This is a genomic window from Streptomyces sp. NBC_00988 (assembly GCF_045162645.1).
Taxonomy (GTDB): domain Bacteria; phylum Actinomycetota; class Actinomycetes; order Streptomycetales; family Streptomycetaceae; genus Streptomyces.
Map to the genome: position 1 here is coordinate 5426357 of NZ_CP108730.1, position 20829 is coordinate 5447185.

Genomic DNA, 20829 nt, shown 5'->3' on the forward strand with positions numbered 1-20829 from the left:
GGTCAGCGGTGACCGGAGGGGGTCAGGAGGCCTTGGCCTTCTCCTCGGTCTTCGCGGCGGCGGCCGGAGCCGGCGCCGGCTTGGCGGCCTCGTAGAACTCCTCGCGGGGGTTCTCCATGGCGCCGAGCGAGACGACCTCGCGCTTGAGGAACATCGCGAGCGTCCAGTCGGCGAAGACGCGGATCTTGCGGTTCCAGGTCGGCATGGCCAGACCGTGGTAGCCGCGGTGCATGTACCAGGCGAGACGGCCCTTGACCTTGATCTTCACCTTGCCCATGACGATCATCGCGACGCCCTTGTGCAGGCCGAGACCGGCGACCGCACCCTTGTTGGCGTGCGAGTACTCCTTCTGCGGGAAGCCCCGCATACCGGAGATCACGTTGTCGCCGAGGACCTTCGCCTGGCGCAGCGCGTGCTGGGCGTTCGGCGGGCACCAGGCGTTCTCGACGCCGGCCTTGCGGGAGGCGATGTCGGGCACCTGGGCGTTGTCGCCGGCGGCCCAGACGTAGTCGGTGCCCGTGACCTGGAGGGTCGGCTGGGCGTCGACGTGACCGCGCGGGCCGAGCGGGAGGCCGAAGCGGGAGAGAACGGGGTTCGGCTTGACGCCGGCCGTCCACACGATCGTGTTGGAGTCGACCTCAAGGCCGTTCTTCAGCACGACGTGACCGTCGACGCAGGAGTCCATCGAGGTCGAGAGGTAGATCTCGATCCCGCGGCTCTCCAGGTGCTCCTTGCCGTAGAGGCCGAGCTTGGGGCCGACCTCCGGGAGGATCTTGTCGGCGGCGTCGACGAGGACGAAGCGCATGTCCTCGCGGGAGACGTTGTTGTAGTACTTGGCCGCGTCCCGGGCCATGTCCTCGACCTCACCGATGGTCTCCGCACCGGCGAAACCGCCGCCGACGAAGACGAAGGTGAGCGCCTTGCGGCGGATCTCCTCGTCGGTGGTGGAGTCGGCCTTGTCGAGCTGCTCAAGGACGTGGTTGCGCAGGCCGATGGACTCCTCGATGCCCTTCATGCCGATGCCCTGCTCGGCGAGGCCGGGGATCGGGAAGGTGCGGGAGACCGCGCCCATCGCGATGACGAGGTAGTCGAAAGGCAGCTCGTACGCCTCGCCCACGAGGGGGGCGATCGTGGCGACCTTGCGGTCCTGGTCGATGGTGGTGACCCGGCCGGTGAGGACCTCCGCCTTCGGCAGCACGCGTCGCAACGGGACGACGACGTGCCGAGGGGAGATGCTGCCGGCGGCGGCTTCGGGGAGGAAGGGCTGGTAGGTCATGTACGACCGGGGGTCGACGACCGTGACGGTCGCCTCGCCGTAGCGCATCTTCTTGAGAATGCGCCGAGCTGCGTACAGGCCTACGTACCCACCGCCTACTACGAGGATCCTGGGACGCTCCGTGGTGCTCATGGCATCGAGTATCCACCTGCCCCAGGGGGGTCGCTCGTGCGCCCCTTCACAAGCTTGGGTGGGGGGTGTGTTATCCTCCGCGACTCGCATGATCCAAGTCACTCCGCGGGCGGGGAACCACCGGTCGGTTCGCCCCGTTGTCAAGGCCGCGTGAGCTGCCGCTCTACCCCTTCGGCCCTCCTGGACCACACCTCCACGACACCCTCCCGAAACTCCCCCGAATCACTCCCGCACCACCCCGCCGAGCATGCTCCCAGCCCTGCCGGGACCCCGTAAGGGCCAACCGGGGCAGTCTCGTCGTCCAACAGGACAGAATTCCTTGTGAAGAACTTCACGAACTTTCTTACGGACGTGTTCCGGAGGGGGTCCGCGAGCGCCCCTGCAACCGCTCATACGTTATATGGGCTGCTCAGGAGTTTAATACCGGCCGGTAATAATTCGGGGTTCCGAGGGTCCGGCCCACCCGCTTCTCCCCATACTGAGAAGCATGGCGGTCTACGACACGCTCGGCACGACGTATGCCAGGACCCGGCGCCCGGACACCCGCGTCGCCGCGCGGATCCACACCGCGCTCGGGGACGCCACGGACGTGATCAACGTGGGCGCGGGCACCGGCTCCTACGAACCACCGCACACGCTTCTCGCCGTAGAACCCAGCCGGACCATGCTCGCCCAGCGCCCGCCCGGTTCCGCGCCCGCCGTGTGCGCGGTCGCCGAGCGCCTCCCCCTCCGCGACAACGCGGCCGACGCCGTCATGGCACTGCTGACCGTCCACCACTGGACCGACCTCGCGGCAGGCCTCGCGGAACTCCGCCGGGTCGCCCGCCGCCGCGTCGTCGTCCTTACCTGGGACCAGCGGGTCTTCCGCGACCGGTTCTGGCTCGTGCGCGACTACCTCCCCCCGGCCGCCGCCTACGACGACACCCGCGCCGTCCCCACCGAACGGCTGGCCGCGCTGCTCGGCGGGGCGCGGGTGGAGACCGTCCCGGTCCCGCACGACTGCACGGACGGGTTCGGCGCGGCGTACTGGCGCCGCCCGCACGCCTACCTCGACCCCCAGGTGCGCGCCGGCATCTCGATGCTCGCCCAGACCGGGGAGGGCGCCCTCGCCCCCGGCCTGGCGATGCTCCGGGACGACCTCACGACCGGCCGCTGGCACGACCAGTACGCCGACCTGCTCGCCCGCGACACCGTCGACGTCGGCTACCGGCTCCTGGTGGCGGACTTCTGACCCCCGCGTACATCAACTGACCTACATGTGCGCCAACGGCCGTGGATCCGGGGCGAGTCGGGAATGAAGCCGCCGCGGCCGCACGTTGGCAGCCCCATGACGTCCTCGCCGAGCACCATGCGCGCCGTCCAGCTCTCCGGCCCCGGCCCCGTGGAGAACCTCCGGCTGACCACGCTCCCGCTGCCGCCCGAGCGGGACGGCTGGGTGCGTATCCGCGTCGAGGCGTTCGGCCTCAACCGGTCGGAGTTGAAGCTGCGGTTGGGGGTGAGCGAGGGTGTCAGCTTCCCCCGGGTGCCGGGCATCGAGGCCACCGGTACCGTCGACGCGGCCCCGGCCGGCAGTGGACTGACTCCCGGGCAGAAGGTCGTCGCGATGATGGGTGACATGGGGCGCACCTACGACGGCGGGTACGCCGAGTACACGTCGGTGCCGCTGTCCCAAGTCATCCCCGTCGACACCGAGTTGCCCTGGGAAGTGCTGGGAGCCCTGCCGGAGATGGTGCAGACCGCCTACGGCTCGCTCACCGTCGGCCTGGACCTGCGACCCGGCCAGACCCTGCTGATCCGCGGCGGCACGTCGTCGGTGGGCCTGGCGGCAGCCGCGCTGGCGACGTGGCGCGGAGCCACGGTGCTGTCCACCACCCGCCGCCCCGACCGCCTCGCCTCGCTGAAGGAGCGCGGTGTCGACCATCCCCTGCTCGACACCGGCGAAGTGGCGCCCGCCGTACGCGAGTTGTACCCGGCGGGCGTCGACGCCGCCCTCGACCTCGTCGGCACCCCGACCCTCCCCGACACCCTGCGCGCGGTACGCGTCCACGGCACGGCCTGCTTCGGCGGCAGCCTCTCCAACCAGTGGACGGTGCGGGACTTCTCCCCGAACGAGTACCTCCCGAGGGGAGTTCGCCTGGCGGGCTACTTCGGCGACGCCTCCGACCTGCCCCCGGCGGTCTTCCAGGAGATCCTCGACGCGGTCGCCGCCGACCAACTCGCCTTCCCTGTCGACCGGGTGTACGACGGCCTGGAGCAAGTACCGCGGGCCCACGAGGACATGGAGCACGACCGGGCGACCGGGAAGCTGGTGGTGCGCGTCCGGCACCAGCACGGCGGCCCCGAACGCGATGCCGAGGGTGCGCCCGCGTCCACCCTTGCCTAGCGAGTGGAGATGAGGGCGATCAGGGCGATGAACAGCCCGAGGATTCCGGCTGTCTCGGCAGCCACCGTCAGCATGGGACGTCGCCCCGCGTCACCGGCACGATGTCGAACGGCACCACTGCCATCATCCGCACCCCCCGTCGCACACGTGCTGCTCACCGACCACAGGTCCGTGAGTTCCCTGCACCGACTATGCCCGACGGGCGACGCGGGCAAGGGCCGAATCTCATCCAGCTTCGGCCCTCGGCATGAAGAGACCCCGACCCTTGGCCTGAGCCTGTTGCCTCAGCCGCCCTGCTTGCCCGCCTCGGCCTCTTCCGCCGCCTTGAACGCGATGCCGTCCAGGATGTCGTGTTCGCTCACCACGACCTCGCTCGCCCCGACCCGCTCCATGATCGAGAGGAGTACGAGGGCGCCCGCGCCGATGACGTCGACGCGGCCCGGGTGCATGGAGGGGATGGCGGCGCGTTCCGCGTGCGTGGAGCGGAGGAGGGACTCCGTGATCTCGCGGACGCGGTCGTAGGGGACGCGAGAGTGGTGGATGGCCTCCGGGTCGTAGTCCGGGAGGTTCTGGGCGATCGCCGAGACCGTGGTGACCGAGCCGGCCAGGCCGACCAGGGTGCGGGCCTCGCGGAGCGGGACCGTCTGTTCGGCGAGGTCGAGGGCGGCCTCGATGTCGGCACGCATCGCCGTGATCTGGTCCGGGGTGGGCGGGTCGGTGACCTTGCCGTCGCGGACCAGGTGACGCTCGGTCATGCGGACGCAGCCGATGTTCACGGAGCGCGCGGCGCGGACGGCGTCGTCGCCGACCACGAACTCCGTCGAGCCGCCGCCGATGTCCACCACCAGGTAGGGCTTGGCGAGGTCGTCGCGGCCGGTGAGTTCCTTCGTCGCGCCGGTGAAGGAGAGTTCCGCCTCCTCGTCGCCGGTGATGACCTCCGGTTCGACGCCGAGGATGTCCAGGACCCCGCGGACGAAGTCGTCGCGGTTCGAGGCGTCGCGCGAGGCCGACGTGGCCACGAAGCGGAGGCGTTCGGCGCCGAGTTCCTTGATGATCGCCGCGTAGTCGCGGCAGGCCGCGAACGTGCGCTCCAGCGCCTCGGGGGCCAGGCGGCCGGTCTTGTCCACGCCCTGGCCGAGCCGGACGATCGTCATCCGCCGGTCCAGGTCGACGAGTTGACCCGTCGCGGGGTCCACGTCGGCGACCAGGAGGCGGATCGAGTTCGTACCGCAGTCGACGGCGGCGACACGGGTCACTTCTCGTCCTCCTTCGGCACCGTCACGCACGGCCCCTTGGCCCACCACTCCGGCAGCATCGCGATCGCCTCGTCGCCGAGCGGGTTGACGCCCGGGCCCGCGGCCAGGGAGTGGCCCACCAGGACGTGCAGGCACTTCACGCGGTCCGGCATGCCGCCCGCGCTCGGGAAGCCCTCCAGGACCTCGATGGCGTCGCGACGCGCGATGTAGTCCTCGTGCGCCGCGCGGTACGCGGCGGCGAGTTCGGGATCGGACTCCAGCCTCGCCGTCATCTCCTTCATCACGCCGTTCGCCTCAAGGGTGCCGATCGCCGAGGCGGCGCGCGGGCACGTGAGGTAGTACGTCGTCGGGAAGGGAGTGCCGTCGGGGAGGCGGGGGGCCGTCTCCACCACGTCGGGCTGTCCGCACGGGCAACGGTGTGCGATCGCGCGCAGCCCGCGCGGCGGACGCCCGAGCTGCTGCTTGAAGGCCTCGACGTCCGCGTCGGTGGGCTCGGTGCGCGGAGTGGACGGCGGGGGCTTTTCCATGCCGGTACGAAAGTCTCTCTGTCAGTTCAATTCGGTTCAGCCACTGGGCAGTTCAGTCACTGGTCGGAGGCGTCGGACTTGTCCACGCCGTCCCAGACGTTCGAGTACCACGGGCGGTCGGCCGCCCCCAGTTCCGCGCGCGACTGCTTGGCCGCGTCCGGGTCGATCACGATGTAGCCCGTCTCCCCGGGCATCACGTAGTGCAGCCGCTGCCGGATCTGCTGCTCCGCGTACGAGTCGTCCTGCCAGCGTGCCTTGAGGTCGCGGAGCTGCTCGACGCGCTGCCGCGCCTGCTCCTGCTGCCGCTGGAGATCGGAGATCTCGGCGCGCTGGGAGACGTACTGCCTTATCGGGTACGCCAGCGCCACGATCAGCGAGCACAGCACCAGGGCGAGGAGGGCCGCCCGGCCGGTGAGCCGGGAACGGCGGGCCTGCCGCTTGGTCTGGGAGCGGTAGACACGGGCCGCCGTCTGCTCGCCGAGCAGCTTGAGCCTGGTCGCGGTGGAGAACCGGTCCCGGTCCTTCACGGCCATGTCCCGCCTCCCCTTCACACGTGCGTACGTCCCCGCACACGGTACGGGACCGGGTGCGGGGACGTACGTACGACTGGCTAAGGATTGACCCGGTGGAACCCCGGGGGACCTGGTGGGGTCAGCCCTTGAAACGCGGGAAGGCGCTGCGGCCCGCGTACTCGGCCGCGTCGTCGAGGATCTCCTCGATGCGGAGCAGCTGGTTGTACTTGGCGACGCGGTCCGAGCGGGCCGGGGCGCCGGTCTTGATCTGGCCGCAGTTCACCGCGACGGCGAGGTCGGCGATGGTGGTGTCCTCGGTCTCGCCGGAGCGGTGGGACATCATGCACTTGAAGCCGTTGCGCTGGGCCATCTCGACGGCGTCCAGGGTCTCGGTCAGCGAGCCGATCTGGTTCACCTTGACGAGCAGGGCGTTGGCCGTGCCCTCCTCGATGCCGCGGGCGAGGCGCTCCGGGTTGGTGACGAACAGGTCGTCGCCGACGATCTGGACCTTGTCGCCGATGCGGTCGGTGATGACCTTCCAGCCGGCCCAGTCGTCCTCGTACAGCGGGTCCTCGATGGAGACGAGCGGGTAGGCCGCCACGAGCTCCTCGTAGTACTCGGTCATCTCGGCGGCCGAGCGGGACTTGCCCTCGAACTCGTACTTGCCGTCCTTGTAGAACTCGGACGCGGCGACGTCGAGCGCGAGCCCGATCTGCTCGCCGGGGATGTAACCGGCCTGCTTGATGGCCTCGATGATGAGGTCGAGGGCGGCGCGGTTGGACTCCAGGTTCGGGGCGAAGCCGCCCTCGTCGCCGAGACCGGTGGACAGGCCCTTGGTCTTCAGCACCTTCTTGAGGGTGTGGTAGACCTCGGCGCCCCAGCGCAGCGCCTCGGAGAAGGACTCCGCGCCGATCGGGGCGATCATGAACTCCTGGATGTCCACGTTCGAGTCGGCGTGCGAGCCGCCGTTCAGGATGTTCATCATCGGAACGGGCAGCAGGTGCGCGTTCGGGCCGCCGAGGTAGCGGAAGAGGGGGAGGTCGCTGGCCTCGGACGCGGCGTGCGCGACGGCGAGGGAGACGCCGAGGATGGCGTTGGCGCCGAGCGAGCCCTTGTTGTCGGTGGCGTCCAGGTCGAACATCGCCTGGTCGATCAGGCGCTGCTCGGTGGCGTCGTAGCCGACGAGCTCCGGGCCGATCTGCTCGATGACGGCGAGGACGGCCTTCTCGACACCCTTGCCGCCGTAGCGGTTGGGGTCACCGTCACGCAGCTCGATGGCCTCGAAGGCACCCGTGGAGGCGCCGGACGGAACGGCGGCACGACCCGTGCTGCCGTCGTCGAGGCCGACCTCGACCTCGACCGTGGGGTTGCCTCGGGAGTCCAGGATTTCCCGGGCTACGACGACGTCGATGGACGGCACGAGCATCTCCTTCTTGGGATCTGACGCGGCTACGGCAACACCGCAGCGGCTCTGCGAGACGAGCCTAACCGGCCCGGGGCGATTGGCCATCCGGTCGGCCGCCTGATGGACAGAACCGAGAGTAAATTGTTTCCGAACGGAACAAAAAGTCCCGGCAAGCGGCAGGCGTGGGGACGGGGGCGGCAGGCCGGGGACACAAAAAAGCCCCGCCCCGGTGCGTACGGGGGAACACGCACCGGAGCGGGGAGCCCGTGGGGGACGGGGGTGACCCTCACGAGGTCTCCATGATGGACACCACGGATGTGAGGGCGCTGTGGTTCAGCTGAGAGACCTGTATGTCACTTCAGGTGGAGCTGCTGGCCCGGGAAGATGAAGTCGGCGTCGTCGACGATGTCCTTGTTCAGCTTGAACAGCTGCTGCCAGCCGCCCTTCACCTTGTGCTTCTCGGCGATGGAGCTGAGGGTGTCGCCCTTGACGACCTTGTACTCGCCGTCACCCTTCTTGACCTTCTTGCCGGTCGGGGTGGAGACGGTCTTCTTGGCGGCCGGGCGCTCGGCGGAGCGGGAGGCGGTGGTGTCGCTCGTGGAGCGGTCGGTGGTGCTCTTGGAGGAGCTGGAGCTGTTCGAGCTGCTCGACGAGCTGGAGCTGCCGCCGGAGTAGGAGGCGCTCGACAGGCCGGTGCCGCAGGTGGGCCAGGCGCCCTTGCCCTGGGCCGCGAGAACCTTCTCGGCCACGGCGATCTGCTGGGACTTGGAGGCCTGGTTCGCGGTGGAGGCGTAGGCGGTGCCGCCGTACGCGGCCCACGTCGAGGCGGAGAACTGCAGGCCGCCGTAGTAGCCGTTACCGGTGTTGATGGACCAGTTGCCGCCGGACTCGCAGCTGGCGACCGTGTCCCACTCGGACGCGGTGGCGGCGGAGGCGCTGCCGGTCGCCATGAGCGGGGCGGCTATCGCGACACCGGTGACGCCGGCGAGCGTGGCGACGCGGGTGGCCTTGGACGGACGGCGGTGCTTGCCCTTGCTGGAAAACAGCATGGAAAATCCCAATCCCCTCACCGACGCCTGCGAGGTGAGCTGTCGGGTTCGGGCCGTGTGAGTTGCCCGGCCGTGCTCGTACGTCTCGTACGAGCACGACTTAACCCCAAGCCGGTTCCGGTCGTCTCTCGACTCCCGGGCCCGGCGCTTACCTTGGGTCCCCCGCTCCTGCCTACGGCGCTTGACGCGACGAATGTTCCCGGAGGCCACTGGCAGGACTCGGCGTGTGCGGCAGCCGGGGCTCGTGGTGACGAGCGGCCTTGACCGTAGACACGGAATCGGCGGAATTCCAAAGACGATCAGGGCTTCTGAGACTCATCCCACACTTTGATCAAACCGGACATTCCAGAGCGAAGCGTGACGTGAACTCCCGCTGTTCTCTTGCTACTTTTCGTCCGCTTCCGTACCGACGTCCAAGGTCTGACCGGCGGCGATCTGGGTCGGATCGGCGCCTATCACCTTTTTGTTCTCGGCGTAGAGCGCACGCCATCCGCCGTCATAGCCAAGGGAGTCGGCGATGGACGCGAGGGAGTCGCCGGCGCGGACGGTGTAGGTCTGCGGCGACACGCTTTCCTCGGCGCTGGCCCCGCGATGCTTGCCGGCACTCTGCTGAGTGCTCTGCTGGTCGCCCTGCTGGTCGTCGGAAGCGCTGAGCGCGCCGGTGTCGACGAGGCTCCACTTGCCCACCGCCTGGGCCGAGTTGTCCGATTCGTCGATTTTCGGGGAGGCGGCGACCGAGCCGTTGCCGGTCGAAGGAGTGGTGGACTTGTCGGACTTGGCGGAGTTGTCCGTCGCGGTGGGCGAGGGGCTGACCGAGGAGTCGCTGCCGGAGTCGCCGGACGAAGTCGAGTCCGTGGTGCCGGAGTCGGACAACCCGGAGGAAGCGGACGAACCGGAGTCGGAGTCGGAACCGGAGTCGGAGGAGTCGGTCGGGGTGGCCGACGGGGAGTCACTCGCGAGGCCGGTGTCGACGTCCGTCGAACCCGAGGTGGTGGTGAGACCGGAGAGCAGCGCGCAGGTGGTCCACGCGGAGGTGCCCTTGTCGTCGAGGACCTTCTCGGCGACGGCTATCTGCTGGGAGCGGCTGGCCAGGTCGGCGCTCGGGGCGTAGGCGAGACCGCCGTACTTCTCCCATTCGTCCTGGGTCATCTGCAGGCCACCGTAGTAGCCGTTGCCGTCGTTCTCGCTCCAGGAGCCGCCGCTCTCGCAGTTGGCCACCTTGTCCCAGGTGGTGCCGTCGGCGGCGTTCGCGGAGGCGGCCCCGAGGAGCGGGATGGCGATGGCGGAGCCGGTCACCCCGGCCGCGATGAGGAGAGCCGGAGCCTGACGGGGGCGACGGTGACGACCGTTCCCGGAGAGCATGCGGAGGCCTTTCGCGTGACAGCGGGGGGACCGCGCGGCGGGTGGGGCGAGGGTGGTGCGGGGCGCCGCGCTGGTAGGTGAACGTATCCACAGTCGATCACTTGTCACAAGTTAATGCCACGGAGATCACGTGAAGATCACAGAGTTGAAGAACTGTCACTTTCGGGTTTAGGGGGCCGGATTGCCAGTTCAGCGGTGCTCCGGGGTGAACTCCACCGGGAGGGTGCGCAGTCCGCGCATGATGAGGCCGCCGCGCCAGCGCAAGTCGGCCGGATCTCCGGCGAGTTGCAGGTCGGGGAGGCGGGTGAGGAGGGTGGCGAGCGCGGTCTGGCCCTCCAGGCGGGCGAGCGGGGCGCCGAGGCAGTAGTGGATGCCGTGGCCGTAGCCGAGGTGTTGATTGTCACGGCGTCCGAGATCGAGGACGTCGGGATCGGCGAATCGTTCCGGGTCACGGTCTGCGGCCGCCAACACCACCAGTACGGGGTCGCCGGCCGCGATGTCCTGCCCGCCGAGGGTGAGGGGGCGGGTGGCGAAGCGCCAGGTGGCGAGCTCCACCGGACCGTCGTAGCGCAGGAGTTCCTCTACGCCGGTTTCGAGGAGGTCGTGCTCCCCCGCGGCCAGGGACTTCTCCAGGCGGGCGCGCTGCTCGGGGTGGGTGAGGAGGGCGTACATGCCGTTGCCGATGAGGTTGACGGTCGTCTCGAACCCGGCGAACAGCAGGATGAAGGCCATCGCCGCGGCCTCGTTCTCGGTGAGGTGCTCACCGTGGTCGGAGGCGCGGATGAGGCCGGAGAGGAGGTCTTCGCCGGGGCTGGGCGTGGGGGCGGGGGTTCCGGGGAGGTTCCCGCCGGGGTGCGGGGTGGGGGTGTCGGAGAGGGCCTCGCGCTTGCGGTGGATGAGGTCGGCGAGATAGGCGCGCATCTTCTTGACGGACCGTGCGACTCCGCCCCGCGGTCCTCCCCCGTGCCGGATCATCATGCCCGCCCAGTCCCGGAAGTCGTCCTGGTCCTCGCGGGGGACGCCGAGCAGGTCGCAGATGGCGTAGATGGGGAGCGGGAAGGCGAAGTCGTGGATGAGGTCGGCGGAGCCGTCGGCTGCGAACCGGTCGATCAGATCGTTCGTCAACTCCTGCACCCGGGGCGCGAATTCAGCCACCCGCCGGGGTGTGAACGCCTTGCTGACCAGTCGTCGCAGGCGGGTGTGGTCCGGCGGGTCGATGTTCAGCAGATGCGTCATCAACTCGGCCTTGCGCTCACCCGGGATCCCCGTCTTGCCCTTGGCGTGCGCCGGTTCGTCATGATGCGCGGGGTTCTTGGAGAGGCGGGGGTCGGCGAGGGCGTGCTTGGCATCGACGTAACGGGTGACCAGCCATGCCTCCACCCCGCTGGGGAGGCGGGTCTTGTGCACGGGGGCATGCTCGCGGAGCCAGGCGTAGGTGGGGTAGGGGTTGGTGGCGAATTCCCAGGTGAAGAGTTCGGGGGCCCGGTCCGGAGTGGGGGTCGCGGGGTTCGGCGGGGTGGGGTGGCTGGGCTGGTTGGTCACTCCTTGACGGTATCCGTCTGTTCGGGCGACGCCACGCGGTCCCAGTGGTCGGCACGGTTTCGGAGCAGACTGGCGAGGGCGAGAGCCGCAGCGTGAGAACCGTCCTGCGCGGCCATCTCCAGGTAGCGGACGGCTTCGGGGAGGAAGCCGTGCAGTCCCAGGTAGGTGCAGTAGAAGATGGAGCCCGCCGGATCGGCCTGCGCCAGCCGCTTGGCCCAGAGACAGGCTTCCTCTTGATCGTCGGCCTGGTTGGCCAAGTCCCACAAGGCCTCCATGACGATGGAGTCACCAGCCTCGCCACGCTCGCGCAGGTCTGCACGAGCGGCTGTGGCCAAGGCCGACCCAACGTCTTTCGAGGGCGCCGATCCAATGGCCACAGCCCACGCGGGCAGCGATATCGGTTCGGCATGGGGTGAGCGGGTGGTGTCCGCGACCAGCGTTCCGGCCGCCTGCCATATCCCTTCGCCCTCGTCGGGGGTCAGGAATCCGGTGACACCGAATCGACGATCACTCGCCCACTCCAAGGCGTCGTCGAGCGTTTCGCCCGAGTCCGCCGGACCAAATTCCTCGGCAAGGTAGTCCAAGACGTCATTGGGCAACCCTTCAGCGCCCCCGCAACGCACCACATCCACGGCCACCCGGACCAGCCAGTGCCCCAGCGGATGTGCCCCCGCCCGGCGTGCCCGCCGCCACTCGTCCCACAACTCCGGCCCCACGGCCAGGAACTGGGTCACTCCCAGCTCGCCTCGCCACTTCAACGCGTCGTCCAGTCGGGGGTCGTCGGGCCCTTCGGCGATCCGGGTGAACTCCGCCTCGCTCCACACGCACGTCAGCTCGATGACCACGGCCTGGCCCAGCGCTCGGGAGACGGGGCCTCCCCCGAAGCGTCTGGCGTCGTACGTCTCGTCGTTCATCGTCGCGACCACCAGCACCCGCAGGGCGGCGAGTTGGGCCAGCAGTCCCTGATCCAGTCCGCCGGGTGTGCCGAGATGGCCTTCCAGTTCGTCCAGCCACAGGACGTACGTGCCGTCACGACCGTGCAGAAGGGCGGGCAGGCCGCGCAGGTCCGTGCCCGGTGCGGGCGCGTAGACCCGGGCCGACGGCGGCGTCTGCGCGCACACCAGCTCCCACGCCGTACGGCTCTTGCCGGAGAGCGGTTCGCCGGTCACCACCGTGAAGTCGGCCAACGGGCGCTCGCTGTCCCGCCTTGCGTACGGCGGGAGTTGAGATTCTCCGGGGAAACGTCTCGTGCGATGCACGCCCAGGGCGATCGCGTCGGCGTTCCGCCGCTGGAGCCAGCTTTCCGGGTCCGGGATGCCCCCTCCGGCGGCTGCGGACGCGTGCTGCACGCCGATGACCGGGCCGTGAAAGGCGCTGTACCTGAAGTCGAAGCGGTCCGACGAGCCGGACGGGGGCCCCGCGCTCTCCTCCACGATCGCGCGCAGTTCGTCCGTCGCCGACTGCGGCGCGTCCACCAGGACGTCACGCAGTCGATCGCGCCAGTGCGCCTCGGCCGTGGCGCCATCGGCGTACTGCTTCGTGTCCTCGGTGAGGTCGGCGAGGTCGGTGAGGTTGTCGGCATCGGTCTTGCGGCCACGCTTCCCGAACCACTCCGCGAGACGAGGCCTCAGCTGCGCCCAAGCCTCCGTGCCTACCGTCCGCACCAGTACCTGAGCCGCCATGAACGCCAGCTCGTCCGCCATCCGTGCCCCCGTCACACCTTGCAGCGAAATCCGCTCCAACGGTACCGATGCGAAGGTGACCTGACGCCCCATTACGTCCTATCCGCTACACCGGGCCCTCGCTCTCCCGGCCCTCGGCCGCGCGGATCGCATCCCGATAAGCCCGCCCCGCGGCCCGCAACGCAGCCTCCGGATCCACCCCGTCCGCCTCCGCCCGCACAGCCAGCGCCAGCAACTCGTACCCGATGCCGTCGTCCCCCGTCGGCAACGGCACCTCAAGTCCCGCCGTCCGTACGCGTGATGCCAGCTTCGAGGCGAGGGCGAGGCCGGGCTGGCCCATGGGGATGCCCTCGGTGATGGAGGTGCGGCGCTTCTCCTCGGCCTTGGTGCGGAGCCAGTGCGCCTTGACCTCCTCGGGAGTCGACGCCGTCTCGTCGCCGAAGACATGGGGGTGCCGGTGGATCAGCTTGGTGATGATGCCCGCGGCCACGTCGTCGATGGAGAAGGGGGTGTCGGGGTCCTCCTCGGCGATGCGGGCGTGGAAGACGACCTGGAGGAGGACGTCGCCGAGTTCCTCGCGGAGTTCGTCGCGGTCGCCCTCCTCGATCGCCTCGACGAGTTCGTACGCCTCCTCGATGCCGTACTTCGCCAGGCCCTTGTGGGTCTGCTGGGAGGACCACGGGCACTCGGCGCGGATGCGGTCCATGACCTGGACGAGGTCGAGGAGGCGGGCGCCGGGTAGGTCGTAGGAGGCGGGGAGCAGTTCCAGGTCCGGCATCTGGACGCGGCCGGAGCCTGCCAAGCGGGCCAGGCCGTCGGTGAGGGTGGGGTCGCCCTCGCCCGTGGCCACGATCACCACCGTGGAGCCGTCCGCGCAGGCCGCGACCAGTTCCTCGCCGGTCGGGGAGGCCTCGTCCACCCGTATCCCCGCCTCGCGGAGATACGGCAGCTGCGGATGCGCGCCGTCCGCGCACAGCACCCGGTCGGCGTCGCGCAGCGCCTGCCAGGCGGGCCAGGACAGCAGGCCGGGGGCGACACGGTGGCTGGTGGTGAGCAGGACGACGCGGCCGGGGGTGGGGGCGGGGCTGCCCTCGGGGGCGGGGCTGGTTGCGTTCACCCACCGAACGTAACCCACGCCGCCGACAGCCCCGGAGTTATCCACAGGCCGACGAACACCGGGCTCCGCTGTTGTCCACAGGCGGACGAGCACCCTCGCTGTCCACAGGCCCGTCGGCACCCCTGCGGATGCCGTGCCCGCCGTACCGTTACGCCGACTGCTGAGTCTGCGTCGCGGTGACCTCCCGCACCCACGGCGTCTTCGCGTCCACCCGGCTGCTCTTGGCCACGTCCCACGTGCCGTAGCGCGGATTGAGGTCGACGTGGAGTTCCTTGGAGGCGGTGGAGAGGGCCTTCCAGAAGGCGGGCTGCGTGGTGTCGGTGCCGAGTTTCGCGGCCAGTTTGCGGCCCTCTACCTGGAGGCGGAGGTTCTCGTCGAGGCGCTGCGGGGGGACGCCGTACTGGGCGAGCCAGGTCGCCTCCAGGGCCTTGGCGCCGCCCGCCTGCTGGGCGAGGGCGGCCCGCATGTCCTGGATGTCCTTGCGGGTGACGGTGACCCCGGCGTCCTGCGCGGCGCGGTGGACGACCTGGTCGAAGACCATGCCGTAGAGCGTCTCGCGGGTGAGGCCGCCGGTGGTGGCGATGGCGCGCTCGTACTGTGCCTGGTTCTGGACGGCCGACCGCTGGGCCGTGCGCACCTCGTTGACCCGGCTCTGCAGCTGCGCGACGGTGATGCGCTGGCCGCCCACGACGGCCGCGGCGCCCGGATGCGCCTCGTTTCCGCAGGCGGTCAGGGCGGGGGCCGCGGCGGCGATCACGGCGGTGAGGACGAGCGCGGTGCGACGGCGGCGGTGCAAGGGAGCCTCCCGTTGGAGATTGTGCGACGGTGCACAAAGTCTTGCGGTGATCGATGTTAGGCAGTGGGTCGCCCGGGGCCAACCCATTCGACCAACGATTCACCAGGACTTCGGGCACCGGCACGCACGCGTGGGGCTCGGGCGTGGGGTTCAGCCGGTGATGGCGACCGGCGCGTCCCACGTGTCGCGGTCCACGGTGATCGTGTAACCGCCGCGGGTCTCCTTGCTGTTGACCAGGTACTGATGGGCGCGGCTGTGGTTGGTGTACTGGGTGGAGCCCCAGGGCCAGTCCGAGGTCGTGGTGTACGTCTTGTCCCACAGCGCGTACCAGAGGTTGCCCGGCAGGTCCGTCTTGTTGGTCGCGGTCGCGATCGCCTTGGCGCTGGAGCTGGAGAAGCCGTAGAGGCCGCTGCGGTAGATCTTGGCGTGCAGTTCCTTGTCGAAGGCGCGGACGTACGTCAACACGGCGTTGTTGCAGGCCGTGTTGGTGATGTCGTACGACTCCATGTCCAGGTAGACGGGGCTGCCGGCCTTGAAGCCGAGCGCGGCGGACTTGGCGACCGCGTCGTCCGCCTCGGACTTGCCGACGGCCGCGGCCGTGGAGGCGCTGATCTTCACCGAGCCGCCGGAGCCGCAGGACGGCTGCGAGCCGACGTAGAGCGGGATGAACTTCCAGCCGACCGTGCTGAGGGACTTGACCCAGGACGCGGTGAGGTTGGGCTGGCTGCAGCCGCGGTTCTTGCCGCCGATGTAGACGGCGGCGGCACCGTAGGCGCCGTCGGTGTGCCAGGCCTTCATCGCGGCGAGGGAGGGTGCGGCGCAGGTGTCGAAGGCGCGGCCTGTGTAGGTCTTCTGTGCGGGCCAGGTGGTGGCGGCCATCGAGTTCGTCGCGGCGATACCGCCGCCGGCGACGACGGCGGCACCGGCGACGCCCCAGGCAATGTATCTGCGCTTCTTCGACTGCCGGTGCTCGGACATGAAAGACCCCACCCCTGGTTGGTACGTGACCGGTGTTGCGTGTGGCTTGAATGTGCTCGGCAAAATGTAGCTGCCGGTCTCGCTAGCCGCGCACCTGCCCCAGCCACTGCAGCGTCCGCCGGATGTCCGCCGCGAGCGGGTGGCCGGGGCCGTGGCGGCGTTCGACGTCGACCAGGAGGCGGGCGAGGGTCTCGTGGGCCGCGCCCCGGTCGCCGAGGGCGAGCAGCAGGTGGCCCATGCGGCGGCGGACCTCGTGGGCGAGTTCGGGGTCGCCGGCCATGTACTGGTTCTCGTAGTACGGCAGCAGCGCGCGGTACTCCGCGAGGGCCGCCGCCGGGTCGCCGAGCGACTCCAGGCACTGGGCGGCCTCGTAGCGGTAGCGCAGGGACTGCGGGTCGGACGGGCCGGCCTCGGCGGCGCGTTCGTCTGCGAGGCGGCGCAGTTCGGGCAGCGCGCGCCGGTACTGGCCGTCATCCATGAGCGTGGCCGCGTACTGCTTGCGCAGGGTGCGGACGACCGGGGAGTGCACGCCGTGCTGCTCGGCGGCGGTGGGCAGGATCGCGCCGAGGATGTCGACGGCCTGCGTGATCCGGCCCTCGCCGAGCAGCCGCTTGACCTCGTCGACGGCCGCGGCGACATCGCGTTTCTCGGCGGCGGGCGGCGCGAGCGGGGCGGGCTGCGACGCGGGGGTGCGGGCGCGGTCCGGCCAGGGGGCGTGCGGGCGCAGGAACGGGCGCGTGGGGTCGAGCGGCGCCCCGGTGGGCATCCCGCGCGCGGGCAGGAGCAGCGCGAGGCGCTCGTAGACCTCCTGCGCGGAGCCGGGGCGGTGCTGCGGGTCCTTGGCGAGCAGGTGCAGGACGAGCGCTTCGAGCGGCTCGGGGACCTCGGGGCGGATGTGGCGGACGGGCACCGGCGGCTCGTACAGGTGCCGGTGCAGTACGCCGAGGGCTGTGGAGCCCGCGAACGGGACGTCGCCGCTGAGGAGTTCGTGCAGGACCACGCCGAGCGCGTACAGGTCGGTGTACGGGCCGACCGCGCCGCCCATCGCCTGCTCGGGCGCCATGTAGGCGGGCGATCCGATGGGTGTGCCGGTGTGCGTGAGGCGGGTCGTGTCGGCGTCCATGACGGAGGCGACGCCCAGGTCGAGGACGGTGACCGTGCCGTCCTGCTTCACCATCACGTTGCGCGGCTTCAGGTCGCGGTGGACGATCGGCACGGCGTGCACGGCGCTCAGCACGGCGCACAGCTGGGCCGCGACCGAGACAGCCCACTGCCACGGGTACGGGTCGTGCTCGGCGAGGTGGTCGGAGAGGTCGGCGCCGTCGATGTACTGCATGACGAGGAACAGCTCCTCGCCCTCGCTGCCCGCGTCGTGCACCGTGACAAGCCCGGGGTGGTCGACCTGCGCGGTCACCCGGCACTCGCGCACGAAGCGGCGGCGCAGTTCGTCGGCCTCCTGGCCCGCCACCTTGTCGGGGCGCAGCAGCTTCACCGCCACGCGCCGGTCGAGGCGCCGGTCGTACGCCGTCCAGACCTGGCCCATGCCGCCCTGCCCGATCAGCGTGGACAGTTCATAGCGGTCCGCGACGACCCGTCCTGCCGCCACGGTCACCTTCCGCCCTCGTCGTGCTTGCGCAGATAGTCACTCAACTCGTCCAGTTCGGCCCGCACCTGGTCGATACGGGCGGGCGCGGGGCGCTGTCCCGGAGGCGGGGTGGACGTCGGCGGCTGCGGCACGGGCGTGTGCGGCATGGGCGGCGGGGTGTGCTGCTGCGGTACGGGCGTGTGGGGTATCGGCGGTGGGGTGTGCTGCTGCGCGGTCGTCGCGGTGTACGGCGACGGGGTCGGCGTCGGCTGCGAGGACTGCGGATAGCCGTACGCCGGGGCCGAGGGCTGCTGCCCGCCGTAGCCGCCGCCGTAACGGAGTTGCTGGAAGTGGCGTATGTCCGCCGCCAGGTAGTACGCGATCGACGCCACCAGGGTGCCCAGGAGCAGGGTGATGCCCAGATAGCCGCCGGCGGTGTGGACATCCTCGCCGGGCTCGGAGCCGAGCAGCACGATGCTGAGGACGTCCGCCGCCAGCGCGGCCACGAACAGGCCCCAGTCCAGGGACTTGCGGGTCACGATGGCCAGCCGCAGCAGCATCGTCCAGGCCAGGAACCCGATGCAGAACACCGAGATCCCCACGAACAGCACGCGCACGAGGACCAGCGCCCCGGTGGGCGGCGGTGGCTTCGCCGGCTGCGGGTAGCCGTGGCCTTGCATGGCTGCTCCTGGTGCCTTCAGAGGGCGTACGGGTTCGCGGCCGGTGTGCTGCGGGATACGGGCAACACCGGTCGTCCGATTGTCGCTTCGAGCGTATAGGCCGACACCGACAAGCGGTCCCGGGTTGTACCGAACCGTTGTCGTGCCGATCACACAGTGCTCGCTCCCGTACGACGTCGCAGGTGCCGACGGGTGCGCACTCCTACGCAGACCCGCACACACTCCTACTCAAGTGGGTACGAACTCCTACTCAGGAGTGACCGTGCCGTCCGTCAGGCCGTCGTACATGCCGCGCACGAGCTGCTCGCCGAGCCGGCCCGCCTGCCGCAGCGCCCGCTCGAAGTCCTCCAGTGCGCGGAACCGGGCTCCGTAGCGCCGCTGTTCGTCCAGGGGGAGGCGCGGCAACTGGAGCCTGCGGACGTCGAGTCGGGTCGCCGTGGACGCATAGCTGCTGGCCTGGCGGTTGTTGGCGGTGCCGCGCAGGAAGCCGGCGAGGAACCACGGGTCCAGCGCGCCGGGATCGGGCCGCAGCAGGACGAGGCTGCGCCCCAGGGCGGCGCCCGCGGTCGTGTCGTCGATCACGCGCGCCATCGAACCGCCGCCGAGCACCGGGACGACGACATCGCCGGGCTCCGTGAGGACGGCGTCCTCGTCACTCTCGGGGAGGATCCCGGACGGGGCCGTTCCGGCGAGGACGTCGTGGTCGGTGAGAACGGGCACACGCGCGTGGCCGCCGTTTCCGCCGGTACGCATCACCAGGGCGCCCCCGCGCGCGAGTTCACCGATCGTGGTGAGCGGCCAGCGCGTGGGCCGCTCGGGGTCGGTGGAGTGCTCTACGGGTGGCGGAGTGAGGTCGGCGGTCAGCCGGAGCGTCTCGCCGAGCCGCTCGCGGACGGCCGTGAGCTCGTCGGCGCCGTCGGCCGCGGTCGCGGGCGGGAGATGGCGGGCGGGGGCCAGGTCGACGTCGTCGTCGAGGAGTTCGATGACCGGCACGGAACGCGCCAGCCCCGGCTCGTCGTCCAGCCGCCCCGCGCGGTCGAACGCCTTCCAGGCGTCGAGCACCGCGCCCCGCACGGCCTGCCAGTCCGGCCCGCCCCGCCCCTCGGTCGCGAACCGCCCGGTGTCCACCAGCAGCACCTCCGGCTGCGCGGCCGCCCGCTCCGGCCGCCGCAACACCCACAGGTGCAACGGGATGTTGTACGGCGGCGCCGCCCCGATCGGCAGCGCTACGACCGCCTTCAGCGCCCCGCGCCGCAGCAGGTCGGCGCGGATCCGGCGACCGGAACGCCGGGAGGCCGCGGCCGGCGGCATCAGCAGCACGGCCGTGCCGCCGTCCTTGAGCCGGGCCAGCGCGTGCTGGACCCAGGCCAGCTCGGACTCGTTGCGCGCCGGGAAGCCGTACTCCCAGCGGGGGTCGTAGGCGAGTTCGTCGTGGCCCCAGTTCCGCTCGTTGAACGGCGGATGGCACAGGACGACGTCGGCCCGCAGCGCCGGGTACGCGTCGGCGCGCAGCGTGTCGCCGGCCGTGCCGCGCACGGTGACCTGCGCGTGCAGGGCGAGCCGGAGCGCCGTGAGCGCGGCGAGGTCGGGGGCGTCGTCCTGGGCGTACAGCTCCTGACCGGGGCGCGGGGTGACGGCGCGCAGCAGGGCGCCGGTGCCGCAGGCCGGGTCGAGCGCGATGCCGGCCGGGCCCGCCACCTCGGCCAACTCGGCCATCAGGCGGGCGAGTTCGGTCGGGGTGAGCGTGTACTGGCGCGGGTTGGCGTCGAGATGCCGCCCGAGCAGGAACTCGAACGTCTGGCGTGCGCCCAGTTCGGCGGCGAGTTCGGCGGTGCCGCGGAGGAGGGGGGCGGAGGGGAGCAGTTGGGGGCCGGTGGGGGTGTGAACGGCCGGCCGCGTGTGAACGGCAGAGGCGCTGTTCGCGGCCGGGGCCGTGTTCACAGGAGGTGCGGTGTTCACAGGGGTCGGGGGTGTTGTTGGGTCGGCCGGGGTGTTCACAGCGTTGTGAGTGTTCGGGGCGTTTCGGGCGGCGTGGGTGTTCGGCGTGTTCACAGCCGCCGCAGCGCCCCCCTCTCGCCCCCTGTGAACTCCGCCGCCGCGCACCGCGCCGAAGCGCGGCACGATCACCTGCTCCAGCACGCCGGGCAGCATCGCGGCCATCCGCTCGTCCGAACCGGAGCTCACGTCCAGCCAGACGGTGGGGCGTTCATGGATGAGCAGGAGGGCGCAGCCCGCGTACACCAGGGCGGTGACCGGGCCCTCGGGGTGACCGACGAGTTGCTGCCAGACCCGTTCGCGCAGCGGGACTTCGGCGAGTTTCCCCTGCTTGCGCAGCCAGGACTCGATCTCGGCGAGGGCGAAGGCGGGGCTGGTCTCGGTACCGCCGACCGGCTTGGGGAAGTCCGCGTGACGGCGGCGCCAGTTGCTGACAGCGGCACGGCCGACACCGGCGAGCCGTGCGATACCGGCGGCGGTCACCTCTGTCGCGTTGTCCTGCACTCGCCCCACTCCCCTCGTCGCACCGGCCTCGTCACGTCCGCGCTGCCT

General features: G+C 70.6%; 17 protein-coding genes and 1 riboswitch. Of the genes, 2 read left to right on the plus strand and 15 right to left on the minus strand.

Features of this window, described 5'->3' with window-relative positions:
• Window positions 1-22: 22 nt before the first annotated feature.
• The gene (locus OG496_RS24685) at window positions 23-1408 is read right to left on the minus strand and encodes an NAD(P)/FAD-dependent oxidoreductase (protein ID WP_019064029.1); all 1386 of its coding nucleotides are present in this window, start codon (window positions 1406-1408) and stop codon (window positions 23-25) included.
• 487 nt (window positions 1409-1895) lie between these two features.
• On the opposite strand from OG496_RS24685, the gene OG496_RS24690 reads away from it, so the two are divergent.
• Together OG496_RS24690 and OG496_RS24695 are read left to right on the plus strand one after the other, a co-directional pair.
• Window positions 1896-2639, plus strand: a complete 744-nt coding sequence (locus OG496_RS24690; RefSeq protein WP_405972423.1) for a methyltransferase domain-containing protein — start codon at window positions 1896-1898, stop codon at window positions 2637-2639.
• 96 nt (window positions 2640-2735) lie between these two features.
• A complete protein-coding gene (locus tag OG496_RS24695; RefSeq protein ID WP_405972424.1) occupies window positions 2736-3791 on the plus strand; it encodes a zinc-binding dehydrogenase in 1056 nt (351 codons plus the stop codon).
• Between the two features lie 284 nt (window positions 3792-4075).
• On the opposite strand, the gene OG496_RS24700 is transcribed toward OG496_RS24695, so the two are convergent.
• The 14 genes from OG496_RS24700 to OG496_RS24765 form a co-directional block, all read right to left on the minus strand.
• Window positions 4076-5047, minus strand: a complete 972-nt coding sequence (locus OG496_RS24700; protein ID WP_405972425.1) for an exopolyphosphatase — start codon at window positions 5045-5047, stop codon at window positions 4076-4078.
• Window positions 5044-5574 (minus strand): DUF501 domain-containing protein, encoded by a 531-nt coding sequence (locus tag OG496_RS24705; RefSeq protein WP_405972426.1) that lies wholly within the window; start codon window positions 5572-5574, stop codon window positions 5044-5046. The genes OG496_RS24700 and OG496_RS24705 overlap by 4 nt, the downstream gene beginning before the upstream one ends.
• Before the next feature lie 56 nt (window positions 5575-5630).
• Window positions 5631-6107, minus strand: a complete 477-nt coding sequence (locus OG496_RS24710) for a septum formation initiator family protein (protein ID WP_019064035.1) — start codon at window positions 6105-6107, stop codon at window positions 5631-5633.
• 118 nt (window positions 6108-6225) lie between these two features.
• Complete coding sequence (eno, locus tag OG496_RS24715) at window positions 6226-7512, minus strand: phosphopyruvate hydratase (protein WP_317881007.1); 1287 nt, start codon at window positions 7510-7512, stop codon at window positions 6226-6228.
• Between the two features lie 332 nt (window positions 7513-7844).
• Entirely contained in the window at window positions 7845-8540 is a 696-nt protein-coding gene (locus OG496_RS24720; protein WP_405972427.1) for a transglycosylase family protein, read from the minus strand.
• Between the two features lie 9 nt (window positions 8541-8549).
• A riboswitch (cyclic di-AMP (ydaO/yuaA leader) is annotated at window positions 8550-8730 on the minus strand.
• A gap of 194 nt (window positions 8731-8924) precedes the next feature.
• Entirely contained in the window at window positions 8925-9902 is a 978-nt protein-coding gene (locus tag OG496_RS24725) for a transglycosylase family protein (protein ID WP_405972428.1), read from the minus strand.
• A gap of 189 nt (window positions 9903-10091) precedes the next feature.
• Window positions 10092-11444, minus strand: coding sequence for a cytochrome P450 (locus OG496_RS24730; protein ID WP_405972429.1), 1353 nt, complete (start codon window positions 11442-11444; stop codon window positions 10092-10094).
• Window positions 11441-13147: a hypothetical protein gene (locus OG496_RS24735; RefSeq protein WP_405972430.1), complete on the minus strand. Its 1707-nt coding sequence runs from the start codon at window positions 13145-13147 to the stop codon at window positions 11441-11443. Before OG496_RS24735 ends, OG496_RS24730 begins: the two co-directional genes overlap by 4 nt.
• An 85-nt stretch (window positions 13148-13232) precedes the next feature.
• On the minus strand, window positions 13233-14243 hold the full coding sequence (locus tag OG496_RS24740) for a nucleoside triphosphate pyrophosphohydrolase (protein WP_405972431.1): 1011 nt from the start codon (window positions 14241-14243) through the stop codon (window positions 13233-13235).
• A 148-nt stretch (window positions 14244-14391) separates the two neighbouring features.
• On the minus strand, window positions 14392-15039 hold the full coding sequence (locus OG496_RS24745; protein WP_399395650.1) for a SurA N-terminal domain-containing protein: 648 nt from the start codon (window positions 15037-15039) through the stop codon (window positions 14392-14394).
• 150 nt (window positions 15040-15189) lie between these two features.
• Window positions 15190-16017 (minus strand): glycoside hydrolase domain-containing protein, encoded by an 828-nt coding sequence (locus OG496_RS24750; RefSeq protein ID WP_405972432.1) that lies wholly within the window; start codon window positions 16015-16017, stop codon window positions 15190-15192.
• 82 nt (window positions 16018-16099) lie between these two features.
• Window positions 16100-17587, minus strand: a complete 1488-nt coding sequence (locus OG496_RS24755; protein ID WP_405976701.1) for a protein kinase domain-containing protein — start codon at window positions 17585-17587, stop codon at window positions 16100-16102.
• Window positions 17588-17625: 38 nt separating this feature from the next.
• The gene (locus OG496_RS24760; RefSeq protein ID WP_399395652.1) at window positions 17626-18282 is read right to left on the minus strand and encodes a hypothetical protein; all 657 of its coding nucleotides are present in this window, start codon (window positions 18280-18282) and stop codon (window positions 17626-17628) included.
• A 246-nt stretch (window positions 18283-18528) separates the two neighbouring features.
• Entirely contained in the window at window positions 18529-20781 is a 2253-nt protein-coding gene (locus OG496_RS24765; protein ID WP_405972433.1) for an N-6 DNA methylase, read from the minus strand.
• Window positions 20782-20829 lie beyond the last annotated feature (48 nt).